The sequence below is a fragment of the Mycobacterium pinniadriaticum genome (genome assembly GCF_026242045.1).
Lineage (GTDB): Bacteria > Actinomycetota > Actinomycetes > Mycobacteriales > Mycobacteriaceae > Mycobacterium > Mycobacterium pinniadriaticum.
Map to the genome: position 1 here is coordinate 1 of NZ_JAPJDO010000037.1, position 21,738 is coordinate 21,738.

Genomic DNA, 21,738 nt, shown 5'->3' on the forward strand with positions numbered 1-21,738 from the left:
GGCATGGAGATGGAGGCCGAGCTGGGGATTGATTCGATCAAGCAGGTCGAGATTTTGGCGGCGTTGCAGGCGAAGTTCCCTGGTGCTCCGGAGATCCCGGCCTCTGAGTTGGCGAACCTGCGCACTCTGCAGGACGTTGTCGACACGATCGCCGGTTTCGCCGCCGGCGGTACCACCGCGCAGATCGCCGGGGTTCAGCATTCCGCTCCCGAGTCGTCGGCACCGGTTGGCTTGAGCTGCACCGAGGCCGAGCTCCGAGCCGCGCCGCCCAGCGGGTTGGCGATGGCCGGACTGCGCGACGGCGTCGTGTTCATCACTCGTGAAGACCCCACCTTCGCCGACGCTCTCGAGCACACGCTGAATGCGCGCGGGATTACGGCCCGGGCTGTCGACGAGGTGCCGGCCGAAGCGGGCGCTGTGATCAGCTTGGCCGCGCTGGCCCCCGCCCGCACCCCCGAAGACTGTGTCGACGTGCACGTACGGGCATTCCACGCCGCTCGCAGCGTGGCCAAGAGCAATGCCCGAACGCGCGTGTTCGTCACGGTGCAGTCGACGGGTGCCCGATTCGTCGCCGCCGACGTGCCGGTCGGTGTTGCCAGCCTGGTGAAGACCGCAGGCTGGGAATGGCCCAACGCCTCAGTGCGGGCCATCGACATGGAGAGCCTTGATGCCGAACGGCTGACGGCCGAGCTCCTCGAGGGCGGCAGCGGTATCGAGGTCGCGCTCCGTGCGGACGGGACCCGGCTCGTCACTGTCGATGACATCGAGTCCTCGGTCGGGGAGGGTGAGACGATCAGCGTCACGCAGGGCGGCGTGGTCGTGGTGACTGGTGGCGCCCGGGGTGTGACGGCGGAGTCGGCGCTGGCGCTGGCCAAGCTGCATGGCCTGCGACTCGCCCTTCTCGGACGTACGGCACTGCGTGAGATCGCCGCCGACGAGCCGACCGGCACCACCGCCGCCGAGATCGCCACCGCCTTGGCGGCATCGGCGCGCGCCCGCGGCGAGCAGCTGAGCCTGCCGCAGGCACGCGCGCAGGCGGAAAGCCTGCTGGCCGAGCGGGAAGTCCGTGCCACGTTGTCGGCCGCAGAGCGGCAGGGCACGCCGGCGCGGTACTTCGCCGCCAGCATCACCGATCGCACTGCGCTGGGAAGCGTGCTGGATGAGGTGCGGCGGAATTTCGGGCCAATCGTCGGAGTCGTCCACGGCGCGGGTGTGCTTGCCGACAAGCGTCTGGAAGACCTCGACGACGATCAGTTCGTCAAGGTGTTCAACACGAAACTGATTGGTGCCGAAGCGCTTCTGGATGCGACCGCAACCGATGAGTTGCGCTTCATCTCATTGTTCTCCTCGATCGCGGCACGGGCCGGGAATCCCGGGCAGTCCGCCTACGCGTCGGCCAACGCGGCGCTGGAGGCGATCGCCGCCCGGGAGTCCGCGCGCCGAAACGGCGAATGCGTGGTTCGTGCATTCGGCTGGGGCCCGTGGGACGGTGGCATGGTCGACGCGACGCTGAAGAGCCGGTTCCTCGCCGGCGGTGTCGGTGTCATCCCGATCGCCGAAGGTGCACAGTTCTTCGCCGAACATGCGTTGTGCCGGTCTTCGGCAACAGCGGTGGTGGTCGCGGCACCTGCCGAGCAGCGCCTGCGCGCGGCACACCTCGAATGGCAGGTGTCGACCGACAACCTGCCGGTACTCACTGATCACCAGGTCCGCGGCCGGGTGGTGGTGCCGGTCGTGATCGCGCTCGACGCCATGCTGCGCGCGGCCCGCGGTCTGGTCGCCGACGCGTGTCCGGTGGTCCGCGACTTCCAGGTGCTGTCGGGCGTCACCCTCGCCGAACACGAACAGCAGGTTCTCAGTATCGATTTCGAGCCGGCCGGAACGTCCTACACGGTGTCCATCAGCGACAGCGAGGGCCGGGCGCGGTACCGCGCCACCATCGACACCACCGCCGTTGCGTCACCGGAACTATCGGTTCCGCCGGTGTCCGGGTCGGCGTGGCCGATGAGTGTCGACGAGGCGTATGCCGGGCCGCTGTTCCACGGGCCGCAGTTCGCGGTGATCGAGCGCCTCGACAGCTTCGGCGGCACCGGCGGAAGCGCAGACCTCAAGAGTCTGGGCGAACTCGGCTGGCCGCAGAACGGCTGGGCGATCGACGCGGCCGGTATCGATGGTGGATTACAGCTGGGCATCGTATGGGCGGGTGCGCAGGGACGTCCATTGGTGCTGCCGATCCGTATCGCGCGCGTCGTTCTGCACCGCGCCTTCGGTGACGGCAGCATCGGGCGCTGCCGGTTGGCCGCGCATCCGGTCAATGACAAGCGGGTCGACTTCGACATCGCGTACGAAACTTCCGACGGTGCGCTTATCGCAACGCTGGAGGGTGTGGAGTTCTACGCTGCGGGTGGCGCCGCGGGCACTTCGGCGTGAGCGTTTTCGAACCCGTCGCGATCGTCGGACGCAGTTGTGTACTGCCGGGTGCAGCCACGCCGGAGGCGCTGTTCGAGGCGTCGATGGCCGGACGTTGCCTGTTGACGCCCACACCACGCGACCACTGGCGCGGGGTGGATCCCGCCAAGCTGGTGGCCAGCGACAAACCCGGTCTCCGGGTGTCGTCGGCGACCGGAGGCAACATCGATGCCTCGTTCGACCTGACCGAGATCGCAGCGCGGATACCCGATTTCGATCGGCTCGATCCGATCGTGCCGTGGCTCGCGCAGTGTGCGCAGCAGGCACTGGGCGGTTCAGTTGCGGCGCCGCGGACCGGATTGATCGTCGGCAACCTGTCGTATCCGAGCACCATGGGCACTGCGTTCGTGGAAGCGGTCTGGACGGGTCACGGCAACGACGATCCGCGTAACCGCTTCTCCTCGGGGCTGCCGGTGCACTTGGTCGCCGGGGCGATGCAGATGAATGGGCCGGTCTATGCCCTCGACGCAGCGTGCGCGTCATCGCTTTACGCGATCAAGCTGGCGTGCGACGCCCTGCACGACGGCGACGCCGACGTGATGCTCGCGGGCGGTGTCAACGGCTCTGACGACCTCTTCCTGCATCTCGGCTTCACATCGCTACAAGCGCTCAGCCCGTCGGGTCGGTCCCGTCCCTTCCACGCCGAAGCCGACGGTCTGGTTCCCTCGGCAGGTGCGGCGCTGGTCGCGCTGAAGCGTCTCGACGACGCCGAGCGGACCGGCGACAACATTCTCGGCGTGATCGTGGGGGTCGGGCTGTCGAACGACGGGCGCCAGAGCGGGTTTCTGGCACCGGCGGTGGGTGGCCAAACCCGTGCCATGATGGCGGCGCTCGAGCAGGCCGGGCTGACGCCGGCCGACATCGACTATGTGGACTGTCACGCCACCGGAACGCGGCTCGGTGATGCGACGGAACTGGAGAGCATCGCGGCCGCCTACGGGGATGTGCCGCTGAAGTTGGGTGCGCTGAAAGGCAATCTGGGCCACACCATCACAGTGTCCGGAGCGGCGAGCCTGGTGAATGTGCTGTCGGCCATGCAGGCGTCGACTCTTCCCCCGTCATTGTGCGAGAAGCCGACCGACAAACTGGGCGATACGTCGTTCACCTTGGTGACAGCAGCCACACCATGGGAGGGGCCGGTCAAGCGCGCGGCGGTCAGCAACTTCGGCTTTGGCGGCAACAACGCGCACTTGATCGTCGAGAATTACCGTGGGCCAAGGGATTCGGTTGCGCGACAGCAGCCGCCCACCGACGATGTCGTCATCTGCGGAGTCGGCGTGATCACCGGTGACGCACGCGATGCCGGGGCGTTCCGTCGCCGCGTGCTCGGGCCGCAGGCGCAGCCCAGCCCGCTCGATGCCGTCGAGCTTGACCTTGCGGGACTTGGCTTTCCGCCAAATGAACTTGCCGGCAGCCTCAGTCAGCAGACGGCGATGCTGGCCGCGGCAGGGCAGGCGTTGCGCAACGTGACCGTGGATCCGGACCGTACCGGGGTGTTGGTCGGCATGGGGTGCGATGCCACCATTGCCCGGCAACGGTTGCGGGTGCTGCACAGCGACGACGAACAGTGGCTGGAGGCGAATTTAGCCGCCGCGCCGCAGTTGACCGCCGACGGTGTCGTCGGCACCATGCCGAACATTCCCGCCAACCGCATCCATGCGCAGCGCGACTTCCGTGGGTTCGGCTTCACCGTCTCCACCGAGGAACTGTCCGGGATCACCGCGTTGCAGATCGGTATCCGGGCGTTGCGGCACCGTGAACTCGACACGGTTGTCGCGGGCGCGGTCGATATGTGTTGTGAGCCGGCACATTCACGTGCAGCTGATGCGCTCGACCCAGATACGAGTGTGGCGCACGGCGACGCCGCGGTGGCGTTCGTCCTCAAGCGGCGTGCGGACGCCGAAGTCGCGGGCGACGAGATCATCGCGGTCATCGATACCGACGGTGAACCGATCGCTACGGAGCCGAACTTCGCCGCCGGGCGTATCGGTCGTACCCATGCGGCCAGCGCCGCCGTCGAGATCGCTGCCCGCGTAGAGGCAGTGCGGGCCCGGGTGCGGGTGGATCAGGCTGGGGCGCAGCCGGCGCCGGGCGGCACAACTGCCGCGGTCTGGGTGGAGGCGCTGGGCGGACATGCCGACGGCATTACGGTGTCGGCGCCCGATGGTGCCCCCAAGCCGCTGGCCGTTGGCGTCGTCCCGGTCTCGGAACGGTATGCCGGCGCCAGCCGGGCTGAATTGCTGAGCCGGATGCAACGCGGCGAACCGGGTGGGGCCGGGCCGGTGCGATGCTCGTTGGTGGGCGACAGCGAGTCCACGCTCGACGCCCTGCGGCAGCAGGCCCTGCAGCGGCTGGAACGTGGTGAGTCACCGGCAATTCCGGGTATCGCGTTCGCCGAAGCCCCGATGGCCGGTGAACTGGCCTTCACGTTCACCGGTGCGGCGGCGGCGTACCCGGGTGCCGGACGTGACTTGTTGTTCGCGTGGCCTGAGATCGGTGACGCGCTCACGCGGCGTCTCTCCGGTGTCGGCGACCTGGCGCGGGCTCTTCACGGTGCCGGGATCACCGCCCTGGATCCGCGAACCCAGCTGACCGGCTGCGCGCTCGTCTGTCAGTCGCAGGCCGAATTCTCCCGGACCGTCCTGGGTCTCAATCCGACCGCAGCCATTGGCCTTTCGTCAGGCGAGACGAACTCGCTGCTGGCCTTCGGGGTGTGGCGCGACCTGGAGCCGATGCTGCGCGAGATCGAAGCGTCGGGCATGTACGGCGACGAGCTCACCGGTGCCTGCCGGGTGGCGGCGGCGGACTGGGGCCTCGGGAACCAGCCGGCCCCATGGGAGTGCTGGCGGATCACCGCACCCCGCGTGGCGGTCGAGGCTGCGCTGGCTGCCGAGCCGCGCGCCTATATGACCATCGTTCAAGCGCCCGACGATTGCGTCATCGGCGGTGATCCCGAGGCGTGTCGGCGGGTGATCGAAGCTGTGGATGGCGCGACCGCGATACCGCTGGGTCTGGATATGGTCATCCATTGCGAAGCGATGGCACCGTTCGCCGATACCTGGCGCGACATTCACACCCGTGAGACGCACGACGCGCCCGGAGTCCGGTTCTACACCAACGCGGTCAACCGCGCCTACGTGCCGACCCGGGAGGCGGCTGCCGAGGCGATCACCCGGCAGGCCCTCGAGCCCATCGACTTTCCCGCGACGGTCCTGCAGGCGTGGGAGGACGGCGTTCGGGTCTTCGTCGAACATGGGCCCCGCGCGATTCTGACCGGAGCGGTGTCGAAGATCCTCGGCGATCGCCCGCATCTCGCGGTCGCACTGGATCCCCAGGAACGGCGGGGGTTGCGCGCACTGGCCGAAAGCGTGTGCAAGCTGTGGGTTCACGGGCTGCCGGTCGACATCGACGCATTCGATGCGCGCATCCGGCAACTACATGAACAAGCCATGCCGGTCTCGCCGGAGAACGGCCGCAAGCTGACGCTGGCCGCCCACTGGCCGGATATCGTCTCGACCCCTGAGCCTTCGGAGAAGGTGCCGACCCCGGCGGCGTCCAAGAATGAGAGTGCGCCCATGCCAGAAGTGGACCGTGGAAATGTCCAAGTCATGCCGCCAGCGCCGGTCCATCCCGCGCCACTGGTCGTCGCAGCGGGCGGCCCCGCCCAATCCGTGCCCAGCCCCGGCCCGGTGCCCGCCCGGCCGGTCGTGCCGGTAGCCGCGGCGGTCGGCGATCAGGCGGCCGCGGCGCTGAGTCTGGTCACCTCGGTCAGCGATGCGCATACAGCGTTCCTGGAACGGCAGGCCGATGCCCACACGTCGTTCCTGAAGTCGCGCGGCGACCTTCTCGCGCTCGTGACAGGACGGCGCGCCGCGATGTCGCCGACCGCCAATGCCCCAGCTGCGTACGCGCCCGCGCCCGCGGCGCCGCCGAGCGCACCCGCACCTGCCATGCGTGCTGCACCGCCGGCGCCGCCGGCACCCAGCGCGCCGCCTCCGCCACCACCGTCAGCGCCGCCGCCACCCCCTCCGCCATCGTCACCCCCGCCGGCGACCGCCGAGCCGCAGGCCGTACCCGCGCCGTCCCCGCCGGCGCCCGCGTCGAGCAAGCGGCCCGCACCCGTCGAGGAGCCGCTATGGACCCGCGCGCAGCTGGAAATCCTTGCCGGAGGCAAGGTCTCGGAGGTCATGGGCCCCAAGTTCGCCGAGTACGACCAGTACGAACGCCTGGTGCGGATGCCCGAGCCGCCGCTGCTCCTGGCAGACCGGGTGATGAGCATCGAGGGTGAGCCCGGCACGATGGGCACCGGCTGCATCGTCACCGAGACCGATGTGGACCCCGACGCCTGGTACATCCACAACGGCCGGATGTCGCCGGGTGTGGTGATCGAGAGCGGCCAGGCGGACCTGCTGCTCGCGTCGTGGCTGGGTGCGGACTTCACCAATTGCAGCGAACGCGTCTACCGCCTGCTCGGGTGCGACCTGACGTTCATGGGCGAATTGCCCAAGGGTGGCGACACACTGCACTACGAGATCCACATCGACGGTCACGCGAAAACCGGTGACACCCGACTGTTCTTCTTCCACTACGACTGCTACATCGGCGATCGGTTGATGATCTCGGTGCGCAACGGTCAAGCCGGATTCTTCTCCGATGCCGAACTCGCCCAGTCCGACGGGGTGTTGTGGGACGCCGAAGACGACGCACCGCGTGACGGCGCGCGTCGTGACGACCCGCCGTGCGTCACCCAGAAGACGTCGTTCAGCCGCGACGATCTGGACGCATTCATCCACGGGCACGCCTACCGGTGCTTCGGAGCCGGCTTCGAGCGGGCGGCCGCCCACACTCGAACGCCGAGCCTTCCGAGCGGAAAGCTGCAGCTGATCGACGAGATCGCCGAGTTCGATCCGGAAGGGGGCCCGTGGGGCCGCGGCTACCTGCGTGCCACCGCGGCGGTCCCGAGGGATACCTGGTTCTACGACGGGCATTTCAAGAACGATCCGTGCATGCCCGGGACGCTGATGGCGGACGCGGCCACCCAGGCGTTGTCCTTCGCGATGGCCGCCTACGGGTTCACCATCGAGCGCGACGGCTGGCGGTTCGAGCCGGTGCCCGACGATATGGCGCGTTTCGTGTGCCGCGGGCAGGTGACTCCGGACGCCGACCACATGCTCGACTACGAAGTGTTCATCGAGGAGATCATCGACGGCCCCACCCCGACGATCTTCGCCGCGCTGCTCTGCCGCAGTGACGGCTTCAAGGTGTTCGGATGCCGACGTTTCGGCATGCGGCTCGTTCCGGACTGGCCCATGCCGCCGGGTGCACCCGGACCGGTGCGAATCCTGGAGAACACCAAGGATGTTCGCGGTGATCAGGGTGCGCTCCTGGCGTGCGGGCGCGGTATGCCCTCGGATGCGTTCGGCGCTTTGTACGCTCCGTTCGACGGCACCCGCCGGGCGCCACGCCTGCCGGACGAGCCCTACCACTTCATGTCGCGGGTGCTCAGTGTGTCCAGCCTGCCGGGCGTGCCGACCAAGGGCGGCACCGTCATCGCGGAATACGACGTCCCGGCAGGCGAGTGGTATTTCGCCGACGCCCACGTCGATGCGGTCCCGATGCCGGTGCTGATCGAGATCCTGCTGCAGCCGTGCGGCTGGTTGTCGTCGTACAACGGTTTCGCCGCCAACCGCCCCGATGATGTGGTGTTCCGCAATCTCGACGGCGGCGACGTCGTCCAGCACCGGCCGGCACGGGTCGGCACCCTGCGGGTGACCTCGACGCTGGAGCGATTCGCCGACGGTGCGGGCTCGACCATCGTCTTCTTCGATGTCGTCTGCACCCAAGAGGACGAAGTCGTGATGACGATGAAGACGGCGTTCGGGTTCTTCAGTCCCGAGGCGTTGAAGAATCAGGTCGGCCTGAAGGTGAAGCCGGGAGCATTGGAGGCGCTTTCCGAACCGGCCCCGGTCGCATTGTCCTACCGCGCGGCGGAACTCGACGGTGCGCCGTGGCTGGACCAGGGCCGACTGCAGGTGCTCGACCGGGTGAATTTCTGGCCGGGCGGGGGAGAAGCCGGTCTGGGCCGGTTGGTCGCCGAGTACGACGTCACCCCCGAAGCATGGTTCTTCAAGGCTCACTTCTTCCAGGACCCGGTGCAGCCCGGCTCGCTGGGACTTGAGGCCATGCAGCAGGCGGCGCGCGCGTTGGCCCGGCTGGCGGGATACGTCCCGGCCGGCGACGATTACGAGTTCGAGCCGGTCGCCCTGGACCAGGTGTTCAGCTGGAAGTTCCGCGGTCAGGTGACCCCGACCAACAAGCGCACCCGATCCGAGATCGAGGTCGTCTCCACGGAACGAGACGACCGGGGAGCGCTGATGGTGTTCGACGGGCGGTTCTGGGTCGACGATCTGTGCATCTACGAGACGCGCGGCATGGGCGTCCGAGTCATCAGCAGGTCGCCATGAAGGGCATCATCCTGGCGGGAGGCTCAGGGACCCGGCTGCATCCGATCACGCTCGGTGTCTCCAAGCAGTTGATCCCGGTCTACGACAAGCCGATGGTGTACTATCCGCTGTCCACCCTGATGTTGGCGGGCATCCGCGACATCCTGGTGATCACCACACCGCACGACGCCGAGAGTTTCGAGCGGCTGTTGGGTGATGGATCGCGCTTCGGGGTGTCCATCACGTTCGCCCAACAGCCATCGCCGGACGGGCTGGCGCAGGCGTTCACCATCGGCGCCGATTTCATCGGCACCGACAAGGTCGCACTGGTCCTGGGCGACAACCTGATCTACGGGCCGGGAATGGGCAACCAGCTCAAGGGTTTCGCCGATATCGATGGTGGCGCGATCTTCGCGTACTGGGTGGCCGAGCCCTCGGCATACGGCGTCGTGGAATTCGATTCCAGCGGCATGGTGGTGTCCCTGGAAGAGAAGCCCAAACAGCCCAAGAGCAACTACGCGGTGCCGGGGCTCTACTTCTACGACAACGACGTGGTGTCGATCGCGCGGGAGCTGTCCCCGAGTGATCGTGGCGAGTATGAGATCACCGACGTCAATCGCGCCTACCTGGAACAGGAGCGGCTGCGGGTGCAGGTACTGCCGCGCGGCACCGCCTGGTTGGACACCGGCACCTTCGACCAGATGACCGACGCGGCCGACTACGTGCGCACCATGGAACGACGTACCGGTCTGAAGATCGGGGTGCCCGAGGAGATCGCCTGGCGGCAGGGTTTTCTTACCGACGACGAGCTGCGTGACCGGGCCGATACCCTGGTGAAGTCGGGTTACGGGTCCTATCTGTTGGACCTGCTGGAGAGAGGTTTCTAGTGGCGCAGCTTCTCGTCACCGGAGGTGCCGGGTTCATCGGATCCAACTTCGTGCATTACGCGGTCGAGCACACCGATCACCACATCACCGTGCTGGACAAACTGACCTATGCTGGTAATCGCGAGTCGCTGGCCGGCCTGCCCGAGGATCGGGTCACCTTTGTGCATGGTGATGTCGCTGATGCCGAGATGGTCGACAAGCTGGTCGCCACTGCCGACGGTGTGGTGCACTACGCCGCGGAAACCCACAACGACAATTCCCTGGATGACCCCGAGCCGTTCCTGCACACCAATGTGATCGGCACCTTCACGTTGCTCGAGGCGGTCCGCAAGTACGGTGTGCGCTATCACCACATCTCCACCGACGAGGTGTACGGCGATTTGGCGCTGGACGATCCCGGCCGGTTCACCGAAGCCAGCCCCTACAACCCGTCGTCACCCTATTCGTCGACCAAGGCCGGCAGTGATCTGCTGGTGCGGGCGTGGGTGCGTTCCTACGGGGTGGCGGCGACGATTTCGAACTGCTCCAACAACTATGGCCCGTACCAACACGTGGAGAAATTCATTCCCCGCCAGATCACCAATGTCTTGTGCGGTGCCCGCCCCAAGCTGTACGGCGACGGTCTCAACGTGCGCGACTGGATCCATGCCGATGATCACTCGTCGGCGGTATTGCTGATCTTGGAGAAGGGCCGGATCGGGGAGACGTACCTGATCGGCGCCAACGGCGAAAAGGACAACAAGACCGTCGTCGAACTGATCCTGACGATCATGGGCCGCGATGCCGACGACTACGAGAAGGTCCCCGACCGGACCGGCCATGACCTGCGGTATGCGATCGACGCGACCAAATTACGTGACGAGCTCGGGTGGCGGCCTCGGTACCCTGACTTCGAAAACGGCCTGGCAGCGACGATCGAGTGGTATCGCGACCACGAAAGCTGGTGGGCGCCCGCCAAAGCCGCCACCGAAGCGTTCTACGCCCGCCTCGGGCAATGACAGGGGAGCGCAAGCGATGACGGAGCTGGGCAAGGCGTTGCGCGCGACCGCCACGGCCATTCCAGGGCTGACCATCTGGGAACTGCCACTTCATGGCGACAATCGCGGGTGGTTCAAGGAGAACTGGCAGCGCGAGAAGATGATGGCCGCCGGAATGCCTGATTTCGGGCCGGTGCAGAACAACATCTCGTTCAACGATGCGGCGGGTACGACCCGCGGCATCCACGCCGAACCATGGGACAAGTACATCTCGGTCGCTGCCGGACGGATCTTCGGGGCGTGGGTCGACCTACGCGACGGACCCACGTTCGGGACCGTCGTCACCGCGGAACTCGACCCGTCGCGTGCGGTCTTCGTGCCGCAGGGTGTCGGCAACGGTTTCCAGACGCTGGAGCCCAACACCGCCTACACCTACCTCGTCAACGATCACTACTCACCCGACGGTGTCTACACGTCGCTTCACCCGGGTGACGAGACCGTCGGCATCGACTGGCCGATTCCTCTGGAACAGGCCGAGCTGTCGGCGAAAGACCGCGCCCAGGGACCGCTGTCCGACGTCGTGCCCGTCAAGCCGCGAAAGATCCTGGTCGTCGGTGCCAACGGTCAGCTTGGCCGGGCTTTGCAATCGGCATACGAAGACGTGTCCCATGTCGAGTTCGTCGACCTGCCCGACTTCGATCTGACGGCCAGTGATCTTGGCTCCGTACGTCGTTGGCGCGACTACGGAACCATCGTCAATGCGGCGGCCTACACGGCGGTCGATGCGGCCGAGACCTCTGAAGGGCGGGCCGCGGCATGGGCCGCCAACGTCGGTGGTGTCGCGAATCTGGCGTGTATCGCATCGGCGCATCGGCTGACGGTGGTGCACGTCTCGACGGACTACGTGTTCGACGGCACCGCGACGCGGCCCTACCGCGAGGACGATCCGATGGCCCCGCTGGGCGTCTACGGGCAGACCAAAGCCGCCGGCGATCAGATCATCGCCACGTTGGACAGGCACTACATCCTGCGCACCTCGTGGGTGATCGGTGACGGACGAAACTTCGTGCGCACCATGCTTTCTCTGGCCGAACGGGGTGTGGACCCGTCGGTGGTCGACGACCAGGTCGGCCGGCTGACGTTCACCTCGGAATTGGCCCGGGCGATCCGGCATCTCGTCGAGACCGCGGCACCGTACGGGACGTACAACCTGACGGGTTCCGGGCCGGTCACCTCGTGGGCCGATGTAGCGCGACGCACGTTCGAGCTTGCGGGTTCCGACCCGACCCGGGTGACAGGCGTGTCCACGGCGGAGTACTTCAGCACGGCGACGAATCCGGTTTCGCCGCGGCCGGCCTGGGGTGTTCTCGACTTGGCGAAGATCGAGTCGACGGGGTTTGTGCCCGCCGCTGCCGGCGAGAGCTTGGAGGCTTACGTGCTGGCCGAGACCCGGGCGGGCCAGGCCGCGGCTCGGTAGCGACGGCCCGCTAGCGACTCAGACCGATGTCCTCGGGATTTCGGCGGTGACGGCGTCGTCGAGGTCGTCGCGGGGCAGCATGTAGGCCCGCACCGAGGCACGCGTTCCTTCGGACCGCAGCATCGCACTGGCCGGGCGCGGACGAACGCGCAGGGGCCACCAGAACCACCGGCCGAGTAGAACGGCGATCGACGGTGTCATGAACGACCGCACGACCAAGGTGTCGAAGAGCAGACCCAGGCCGATCGTGGTACCGACCTGACCGATGATCTGCAGATCGCTGGCCACCATCGCGGCCATGGTGAACGCGAACACCAGGCCGGCGTTGGTCACGACCTTGCCGGAGCCGCCCATCGCGCGGATGATTCCGGTGTTGATCCCGGCGGCCAACTCTTCTTTGATTCGGGATACCAGGAGCAGGTTGTAGTCGGAGCCGACCGCCAACAGCACGATCACCGACATCGGCAGCACCATCCAGTGCAGTTTGATACCCAGGATGTATTGCCAGAGCAGCACCGACATCCCGAACGACGCGCCCAGCGACAGCGCCACCGTGCCGACGATCACCAGGGCGGCGATCAAGCTGCGGGTGATGATCAGCATGATGATGAAGATCAGGCACAGCGCGCCGACCGCCGCGATCAACAGATCGTATTTGGAGCCATCGCTGAAGTCCTTGAAGGTCGCCGCCGTGCCGGCGATAGAGATCTTGGAACCTTGCAACGGGGTTGTCTTGAGAGCTTCCTCGGCGGCGGACCTGATCTTGTCGATGCTCGCGATGCCCGCCGGTGACGCCGGTTCCTCCTTGTGGGAGATGATGAACCGAGCCGCTTTCCCGTCAGGAGACAGGTAGGCGCTCATCGCTTTCTGGAAGTCCGGATTCTGGAACACCTCCGGGGGCAGATAGAACGTATCGTCATTCTGAGCTGCGTCGAACGCCTGTCCCATGGCGGTGGTGTTGGTGTTCGAATCGTCCAACATGTTGAACGTACCGGACATCGTGGCGTGCATTTTCAGCATCATGCCTCGCATTGATTCCATGATCGCGATCATCTTGGGCATCTGCGCAAGGATCTGCGGCAATAACTGGTCCAAGGCATCGAGATGCACCAGCATCTCTTTCATCTTGTCATTGAGTGATGTAATACCGTCAATTGCGTCAAATACCGACCGGATAGACCAGCAAATGGGAATGTCATAGCAGTGCGGCTCCCAGTACAGATAATTCCGGATCGGCCGGAAGAAATCGTCGAAGTCCGCGGCGTTGCCCATCAGTATCGTCACGAGTTGCGACATTTCTTTTGTCGTAACGAACGATTTGTGCGTGAGGTCGTTGAGTTGCTTTTGCAGCTCATACATGCGCTTCATGATCACAATTTGCCGGTCGATCAATCTGACCTGTTCGAGCATGTCGTTCATGCGAGCCTTGACGAAGTTCAGACTGCTCTGCATGCCCGCGTTCTGCATGTTCAGCAGGAAGGGAATGGAGGTGTGCTCGATCGGTGTCCCCTCGGGCCGCGTGATGCCCTGGACGCGGGAGATGCCAGGAACCTTGAAGATCGCCTTCGCCAGTTTGTGCAGGATGAGGAAATCCGCGGGATTCCGCATATCATGATCGGATTCGATCATCAGGATTTCCGGCATCATCCGGGCCTGGGAAAAATGGCGATCGGCGGCGGCGTTGCCCACATTCGCCGGTAGATCCTGCGGTATGTAAAGCCGGTCGTTATAGCTGGTCTGGTAGCCGGGCAGTGCGAGCAGCCCGACCAGTGCAATCGCTATCGTCGAGACAAGGATGGGGGCTGGCCAGCGCACCACCGCCGTGCCGATCCGTCGCCACCGCCGGTTCTTGAGCCGAACCTTGGGGTCGAACAGTTTGAGCCGGCCGCCGACCGCCAGAAACGACGGAACCAGGGTGACTGCCACCGCGACGGCGACGAACATGCCGACCGCGGATGGCACACCCATGCTCTGGAAAATCGGTATCCGGGTGAAGCTCAGGCACAGCATCGCCCCGGCGATGGTCAAACCGCTGCCCAGGACGACGGGGGCCACGCTGCGGAAGGTGCTGTAGAAGGCGGTTTCGATGTCTTCGCCAGCCTGGCGCGCCTCGTGGTATCGACCGAAGAAGAAGATCCCGTAGTCGGTGCCGGCCGCCATCGCCAGGGCGACCAGCAAGCTCGTGGCGAATGTCGAGAGGCCGATGATGTTGTGGTCGGCCAGAAACGCGACGATTCCGCGGGCGATCAATACCTCGATGCCGACCGTGAGTAACAGGCCGAGAACGGTGACGATCGACCGGTAGACGAGGAGCAGGACTGCGAAAATGAGGACGGCGCCCAATGCCGTCATCTTGATCATCGAGTGGTCGCCGGCATGCTGCATGTCGGCCACCAGCGCTGCGGGACCGGTGACATAGACCTTGATGCCGGGCGGTGGGGGCATGCGGTCAACGATGTTGCGAACCGCGGCGATTGATTGCTGGCCCAATGTCGTGCCTTGGTTACCGGCCAGATTCAATTGAATGTAGACGGCCTTGCCGTCCTTGCTTTGCGCGCCGGCCGCGGTGAGTCGGTCTCCCCACAGGTCCTGCACATGCTCGACGTGCTTGGTATCGCTCTTCAGAGCCTGAATCAGCCTGTCGTAGTACGTGTGCGCATCGTCCCCGAGCTGGTCCTGTCCCTCCAGCACCAACATGGCGAAACTGTCGGAGGCGGACTCTTTGAAGATACTGCCCATCCGGTGCATGGCAACCACCGCCGGCGCGTCCTGCGGGGCCATCGGCACCGAATGGTCGCGGCCGACGGTCTCCAGCCAGGGAACAAAGAACGTCACCAGGATGGTCAGAGCCACCCAGGCCAGGATGATGAGCGGCGACAGCATACGGATCGCCCGCGCGATCGCTGGCCGACGGAGCTGATTAGTCGGCTCTGGCCGAAGGTCGGTATCCGGCACTTACTTCTCTTGGTTCAGCAACAGGGCGCGCACCAACGGACGCGGTCCGGTAGGTCGGAGCATCGTGCTGGCGGGGCGGGGCCGCACCTGTTGCGGCCACCAGAACCAGCGCCCGAGCAGCGCAGCGATGGACGGGGTCATGAAAGCCCGTACGATCAGCGTGTCGAACAGCAGCCCTAGGGCGATCGTCGTCCCCACCTGACCAATGCTGAGCACGTCGCTCACCATCATCGACGCCATCGTGAAGGCGAACACTAGTCCGGCGGTCGTAACGACCTTTCCGGTGCCGGCCATTGCCCGAATAATTCCGGTGTTGAGGCCGGCGCTTATTTCCTCTTTCATCCGGGCGACTAATAGCAAATTGTAGTCAGATCCGACGGCCAGCAGAATGATTACAGTCATCACGAACACCGACCAGTGCAATTGGATGCCGAGCAAATACTGCCACACCAATACCGCCAGACCGAAGGATGCGCCCAAGGACAGCAAGACCGTGCCGACGATGACCATCGCGGCAATGAGACTTCTCGTTACTATCAACATGACGATAAAGATGAGGCAGAGCGCCGCTACGACGGCAATCATCATGTCGTATTTGGTTCCGGTGACGATGTCTTTCACCAACGCCGCCGTGCCGGACAGGGAAATCTGCGAGCCCTCCAAGGGAGTCCCCTTGAGCGCTTCTTCGGCTGCGCTCTTGATCGCGTCGACGCGGGCGATACCGTCGGGCGATGTGGGGTCGCCTTTCTGGGATATCAGCATTCGCACGGCTTTCCCGTCCGGCGAGATGAAGATCTTCATGACTCGCTTGAAGTCCTCATTCTTGAAGACCTCCGGGGGGACGTAGAATGAATCATCGTTCTGTGCGGCATCGAACGCCTTGCCCATGGCGGTCGAATTGGCGCCGTTGTCGTCCATCTGGCCGAATACCCCCGACATGGTGCTGTGCATGGTGAGCAGCATGGTCCGCATGCTCGTCATGATCGCGATCATCTCCGGGAACTGGCTGATCAGCTGGGGCATGAGGATGTCCATCTGATCGAGATTTCCGACCAACTCATTCAGCTTTTCGGTCAGTCCGTCAACGCCGTCGAGGATGTCGAAGATACTTCTGATCGACCAACAGATAGGGATATTGAAGCAGTGCGGTTCCCAGTAGAAGTAGTTGCGAATAGGTCGGAAGAAATCCTCGAAATCCGCTATGTGATCCCGCAACTCGTTGGTGATGTCGGCCATCTCGTGTGTGCTCTGGACCATGCTGTGCATGGTGGTCTGCATCTGCTGCATCAGGGCATACATGTGCGTCATGATGTCGATGGACTGTTGCATTTGGTCGGCCTGCGCCAGCAGGTCCGCCATGCGCTGTTTCTGGAAGAACATGAACTGCTGTTGGCCGGCCTGTTGCGCGCTCATCAGATAGGGAATCGTCGTGTGCGCGATTGGAGTTCCCTCGGGCCGTGTCACGGCCTGGACTTTTTCAATACCCGGAACTGCGAGCACTGCCTTCGCCAATTTGTTCAGCACCAGGAAATCGGCGGAATTGCGGAGATCGTGATCGGTCTCGACCAAAAGTATTTCGGGTGACATCATTGCCGACGGCGGAAAGTGTCGCGCTGCTGCCTCGATGCCCTGAGTGGCGGGAATGTTCTTGGGTAGGAAGTGCTGGTCGTTGTAATCGGGCTTGAAGCCCGGCAACGTCAGGAGTCCAACAAGTGTAACTGCCAAGGAAGCAACGAGAATGGGGCCCGGCCAGCGGACGATCGCGGTACCTATCCTTCGCCATCCGCGAGCCTGGGCTTTTCGCTTGGGTTCGAAAAGCCCGAAACGGCCTCCGGTCACGATGACCGCGGGGACGAGCGTGACCGCCACCGCGACGGCGACCATGATGCCGACTGCGCAGGGAACGCCGAGGGCTTGGAATGCGGGCAGCCGGGTGAAGCTGAGACACAGGGTGGCTCCGGCGACGGTGGTGCCGGTGGCCAACACAACTCGGGCGACGCCGCGGTAGGTGGTGAAGAAGGCCGTCTCCCGATCTTGACCGGCCAGACGCGCCTCGTGATAGCGCCCGATGAAAAAAATCCCGTAGTCCGTTCCGGCCGCGATCACGAGGGCTACCAGCAGGTTTACCGCGAACGTGGTCAGCCCGATGATTCCGAAATGGCCGAGCAATGCGACGAATCCACGGGCTGCCTGCAGCTGTATGAAGACCACCATCAGCAACAGGATCACGGTGAACGGCGACCGGTAGACGATGAGCAGGGTCAGGAAGATCACCGCGATGCTCACCAACGTGATGGTGGTGACCGTACTGTTTCCGCTGACGCTCATATCCGCAGCGAGGGCAGCAGGGCCGGTGACGAAGGTCTTGATCCCCGGTGGCGCCGGCGTCTCCGCAACGATGTGCTGGACGGCTCGCACCGACTCGTTTGCCAGTGGCTCGCCCGGTTTACCGGAGAGCGCCAGTTGAACGTATGCGGCCTTGCCGTCATCGCTCTCGGCGGCGGCGCTGGTGAGCGGGTCACCCCAGAAGTTCTGGACGTGTTGCACATGCTTGGTATCGCTTTGGAACTGACGGATCAACCCGTCGTAGTACCGGTGCGCCTCGTCGCCCAGGGGTTGCTGGCCTTCCAGGACGATCATCGCCGGGGCCGCGCCGGAATTGGATTCCTGGAAGACCTCCGCCATTCGCTGGGTGGCCTGAAACGACGGCGCATCAGTCGGGTTCTGGGACACCGCGTGCTCTGCCTCGACCTGCTCCAGCGTAGGAACGCCCAGGGTTAAGCCGAAGACAATCGCCAACCACCCCAAGATGACGAGCACCGAGAATCGGCGGATCGTTCGTGCCACGACCGAATGCCCGGTATCGAGCTGGTGGTTACTCATGCGGCCTTCAACAGACAAGAGACAAAAGAACTGACCTCGTGCGTCGTGGTATTTTCCGCTTTCACGACGCCGTCCACCGTGATGCGGCAGCCGATGGTCTCGCTGTTGCCTTGGGCGGCGACACTCCCGATGCCCGCGGCAGCGGAGATCGGGAACTCCAGCGACCAGGGCAGGGTGACATCCTGGTGTACCGGATCGCCGTTCTCATCGAAATAGCTCACCTGGGCCGCTGTCCCCGGTGGTCCGAACACTTCGTATTTCATCTTCTTCGGGTTGTACGGCTTGCCCTTGTCGTTCTTGGTGTCGCCATAGGACAGGGTCTTCTCGTTTCCGAAGATGCTGTGCAGACGCGACACCGTCAGCCCGCCGGCAGCGAGCACAACGACGACAACCAGTGGAATCCAGAGGCGCCCAAGCGCCTTGAGGCCGAACCCTCGCCTGCGGCGCGCCTTTCGAGGTCGGCCTTCGGCCGGAGGTGGGGGCAACGGCTCGTTCATAGGCTGGGGCGGGACGTCATCGCGGGGCCAGTTGGTGACATCGGGCTGAGTTTGCTCAATGTCGGGCAAACTTCCGTCGATCACCGCACGCCGACCTTTCCCGTCTTCCAAGTGCTTCCACTCCTAGCGCCAACCGTCAGATGGAGGTTGTAACTGCACATCGAGGCACGGCGTCTCACATAACCGCCAAGGGGCGGGGCGTCACAGTCTGCGCGACGGCGGTCCCCGCAAACGAGGGGCGCCTCCGAGAGCGCGACCGATCTCGACGAGAGTCAATCATGCTGATGGCCTCCGTGTGGGCTCTTTCCGATGCAACAGCGGAGCATACGCGCTTGCGTGTGCGTAAATCTGCGGTAACGGCTAACTGTTATGTTGCTGCCAGGCTGGTCACATTGACGCGTCCGCAAGCGGTAGAACGTCCACCTCTGAGCTTCCACTTTGGTCCCGGTTCCACTAGTCGATCTCGCCGGTGAGGCCGAATTCAGCCAGTGTGCGCTCAGCCGATTCACGTAACGCGGCTCCGGTGGTCACCGAGCCCGGGTGGTAGCCGCGCACGCAGACGCCGACCTGGTTGAGCTCTGTCGAGGTTCCGACGAAAACATGCAGTTGGCTGCCCGTTCGCTCCAGCCATCCTCGTGTCATGTTCTGGCTGGCTCCCCGGGCGAACATCGAGTCGCACACCGTGCCATCGGGACGGATCGCCGCCGGGCCGGTATCGCCGAGACTTGAACACACGGCCGGTCGGTCAGGGTCGCTGACCGCGTAGTCGACCAGATGCTTCCATGCCCGCTTCGGCGTGAAAGGCGTCAGCGCAACGAGCTCCGCCGACTCGTCGTCGGTGCCCTCGGCAGCCTTCAGTGCTTGTTTGATGGCGGCGCGGGCCTCGCCCAGATCCGTGGTCACTCCCGTCGGGTCGATACCGACCCGGACGAAGGACACCGCGACCGCACGTGCATCGTCGGCCGTGCGGGTATTGACGGTGAGCAGCATTTTGACATCGTCGGCCTCGCCGTGCAGCCGGCCCATGTGCCGGTCGAGTCGCGCGGTGAACGCCGCGGACAGTGCACTGGCGGTCCCCCCCAGCGCCTCCGCACGGGCATTCCACTCGTCCAACGGGATTCGGATCCAGATATTGGGCACGACGATGGGGTCATCCGCGCCGCTGGTCGGCGCGGTGGTCGGCAGCGACGCCTGTGCCTGGGTATGGGCGACATCCTGCTGACGCCGTCGGGCCTCTTTCACCGCCGCCAGGAACGCCCGCCCGACCGCCGGGGCGTCTCGTGCGGTTTCGCCGATGTCTTGCACCAACCCGCGCAGTCCGGAGCGTGACCGGGGAGGCGGGTATCCCAGGTCGCGGGAAATGCCCCAGAGCGCTTCGGTCACCGCGACGGCAGCACCGATTCCGTCGATGACGTAATGGGAGAGCACCAGGCTGATCGCGGTCGACCCGTCGCTGAGCGGAACGACACTGATACGCCAACCCGGGCCGGTTTCGGGATCTATGGGTAGCTGTGTGCGCTCGTCGAACCAGTCGCCGAGTTCGGCGCGAGGACGAGCGGTGGCGGCGATGTCGATCGGCGCGGGGGCGGGATCTGAAACCCACCGCCACCGCCCGAAGGGCAGCGGTGATCGTTCAATGAGCCGGCCCATCATGCCCTTACTCAGCTCCTGGCGAAACCGCTCGAGGCCGTCGAGATCGACGTCGTGCTGATAGACCCACCCGACCTGCATCACTTCCCGCTGTCCGGCGGCGTGATGCCCCGCGTAGAAGGCCTGGTCCATCAAATCGAGCCGATTGTCCAGCCGTGCGCCGCCGCTGGATGGCCGTGCAGGACGGTCCTGGATTGTCATTGATGAGCCTCCGTTGGCACTGGGTTCGCCCGCGATACCCGCTAGGGCGTCGGCGTCGAGGGGGCGGACCAAACTGACACGGCCGTCAGAGTAGCCGACCGGAGGTTGTCCGATGGCGGATGTCGTGCCTCGGTCAACTGGTCCTCCGGGACGGTCCAATACCTTGTCGAAGCACTCGGGGGAACCTATTCTGCGGCTGTGATCACAAGCCGGCCCAGCGCCGAGAATCCCGCCGGAAGAGCTCAACGGGCTGAGCAGTCGGGGACTCGGACCCGACCGGTCGCGCTTTTCGTGTTGGGCAACGGCAGGTCCGGGACGTCGGCGTTGGCGCGGGTCCTGTCCTTGTGCGGTGGCACGCTTCCCCCCGGTCTGCTGGGAGCCACCTCGGAGAATCCGCGGGGGTTCTTCGAGGCGCGCGCCGTCATCCATCTCAACCAGGCGATCCTGCACGACCACGACAGCTCCGGGTATGACATGGCGCTGGACCGGTACCAGGACGGTGAATTCGACGCCCGACGCAATGCCATCTGGGTCGCCAAACTTAGGGACTATCTCCGCAGCCTGCCACCTGCTCCGGTGCTGGTGATCAAGGAGCCGAAGACAACGACGGTGTCCGATATCTGGTTCGAGGCGGCCCGCCAGGCCGGGTTCGACGTCACGGCCGTCGTCGCGGTTCGCCATCCGGAAGAAGTCATCGCATCGCTCGCGAAGCGCACCAACCAGCAGAATTACGTCGAGGCCTCACCGGAACTCATCTGTGCGTGGTGGCTGAAATACAGCCTGCTGGCCGAACGGAACACCCGCGGTGTACCGCGGGTGTTCGTCGAATACACCAATCTCCTGGAGGATTGGCGCCGCGAACTCGAGCGCGTCTCCACCGCGCTCGCCATTGATCTCGACGCCCCGAACGAGGAGGACGTCGATGAATTTCTCACTCCGGATCTGCGGCATCATCAAACCTGTGGCCCGGTGACGGAGCCCTTCGGTTCCGATTGGATTGGCACCGTCTATGAGACGTTGGCTGCGGCCGCTGGGGACGAGCCCTGGGACGAGGCCGCGCTCGATCGCGTCTTCGAGGAGTACGCGGTCAGTGAACGCGGGTTTCGGCAGGCGTTCAAGGATTCCCGGCGCTACCGCAATCTGGACCGGCTATTGCCGCCGTTCGTGGTGAAGCTGGGGCTCGAGACGCTGGCGCTGGCTCACCGGCGCCGGGGGACGTGGGCGTAATTCCGGTCGGCGGGGCGCCGGGCCGGGCAGCCTTTTGTGGCCCAAGGCTCAGGTGGATCGTTCGACGCCGGG

General features: G+C 65.0%; 10 protein-coding genes. 6 read left to right on the forward strand and 4 right to left on the reverse strand.

Annotated elements, in window-relative coordinates; translation table 11 throughout:
• The 5 genes from ORI27_RS26800 to ORI27_RS26820 all read left to right on the forward strand — a co-directional run.
• Positions 1-2,430: SDR family NAD(P)-dependent oxidoreductase (locus ORI27_RS26800; protein ID WP_266000148.1), on the forward strand; the 2,430-nt coding region annotated here is incomplete at its 5' end.
• The gene (locus ORI27_RS26805) at positions 2,427-8,933 is read left to right on the forward strand and encodes a beta-ketoacyl synthase N-terminal-like domain-containing protein (protein WP_266000149.1); all 6,507 of its coding nucleotides are present in this window, start codon (positions 2,427-2,429) and stop codon (positions 8,931-8,933) included. The genes ORI27_RS26800 and ORI27_RS26805, both read left to right, overlap by 4 nt.
• Positions 8,930-9,799 (forward strand): glucose-1-phosphate thymidylyltransferase RfbA, encoded by an 870-nt coding sequence (gene rfbA / locus ORI27_RS26810; RefSeq protein ID WP_266000150.1) that lies wholly within the window; start codon positions 8,930-8,932, stop codon positions 9,797-9,799. Before ORI27_RS26805 ends, rfbA begins: the two co-directional genes overlap by 4 nt.
• Positions 9,799-10,797, forward strand: coding sequence for a dTDP-glucose 4,6-dehydratase (gene rfbB, locus ORI27_RS26815; protein ID WP_266000151.1), 999 nt, complete (start codon positions 9,799-9,801; stop codon positions 10,795-10,797). The genes rfbA and rfbB overlap by 1 nt, the downstream gene beginning before the upstream one ends.
• 16 nt (positions 10,798-10,813) lie before the next feature.
• On the forward strand, positions 10,814-12,253 hold the full coding sequence (locus tag ORI27_RS26820) for a bifunctional dTDP-4-dehydrorhamnose 3,5-epimerase family protein/NAD(P)-dependent oxidoreductase (protein ID WP_266000152.1): 1,440 nt from the start codon (positions 10,814-10,816) through the stop codon (positions 12,251-12,253).
• Positions 12,254-12,271: 18 nt separating this feature from the next.
• Here the strand turns inward: ORI27_RS26820 and ORI27_RS26825 are convergent, their stop codons facing one another.
• From ORI27_RS26825 to ORI27_RS26840, 4 genes are all read right to left on the reverse strand, one after another.
• Complete coding sequence (locus tag ORI27_RS26825) at positions 12,272-15,136, reverse strand: MMPL/RND family transporter (RefSeq protein ID WP_266000153.1); 2,865 nt, start codon at positions 15,134-15,136, stop codon at positions 12,272-12,274.
• A gap of 72 nt (positions 15,137-15,208) precedes the next feature.
• Positions 15,209-18,091 (reverse strand): MMPL/RND family transporter, encoded by a 2,883-nt coding sequence (locus ORI27_RS26830; protein WP_266000154.1) that lies wholly within the window; start codon positions 18,089-18,091, stop codon positions 15,209-15,211.
• Positions 18,088-18,588: an MmpS family transport accessory protein gene (locus ORI27_RS26835; RefSeq protein WP_266000184.1), complete on the reverse strand. Its 501-nt coding sequence runs from the start codon at positions 18,586-18,588 to the stop codon at positions 18,088-18,090. The genes ORI27_RS26830 and ORI27_RS26835 overlap by 4 nt, the downstream gene beginning before the upstream one ends.
• Before the next feature lie 453 nt (positions 18,589-19,041).
• Positions 19,042-20,439, reverse strand: a complete 1,398-nt coding sequence (locus ORI27_RS26840) for a condensation domain-containing protein (RefSeq protein WP_266000155.1) — start codon at positions 20,437-20,439, stop codon at positions 19,042-19,044.
• Between the two features lie 201 nt (positions 20,440-20,640).
• Between ORI27_RS26840 and ORI27_RS26845 the strand changes: the two genes are divergently transcribed.
• Positions 20,641-21,666, forward strand: a complete 1,026-nt coding sequence (locus tag ORI27_RS26845; RefSeq protein ID WP_266000186.1) for a sulfotransferase family protein — start codon at positions 20,641-20,643, stop codon at positions 21,664-21,666.
• Positions 21,667-21,738: the final 72 nt, after the last annotated feature.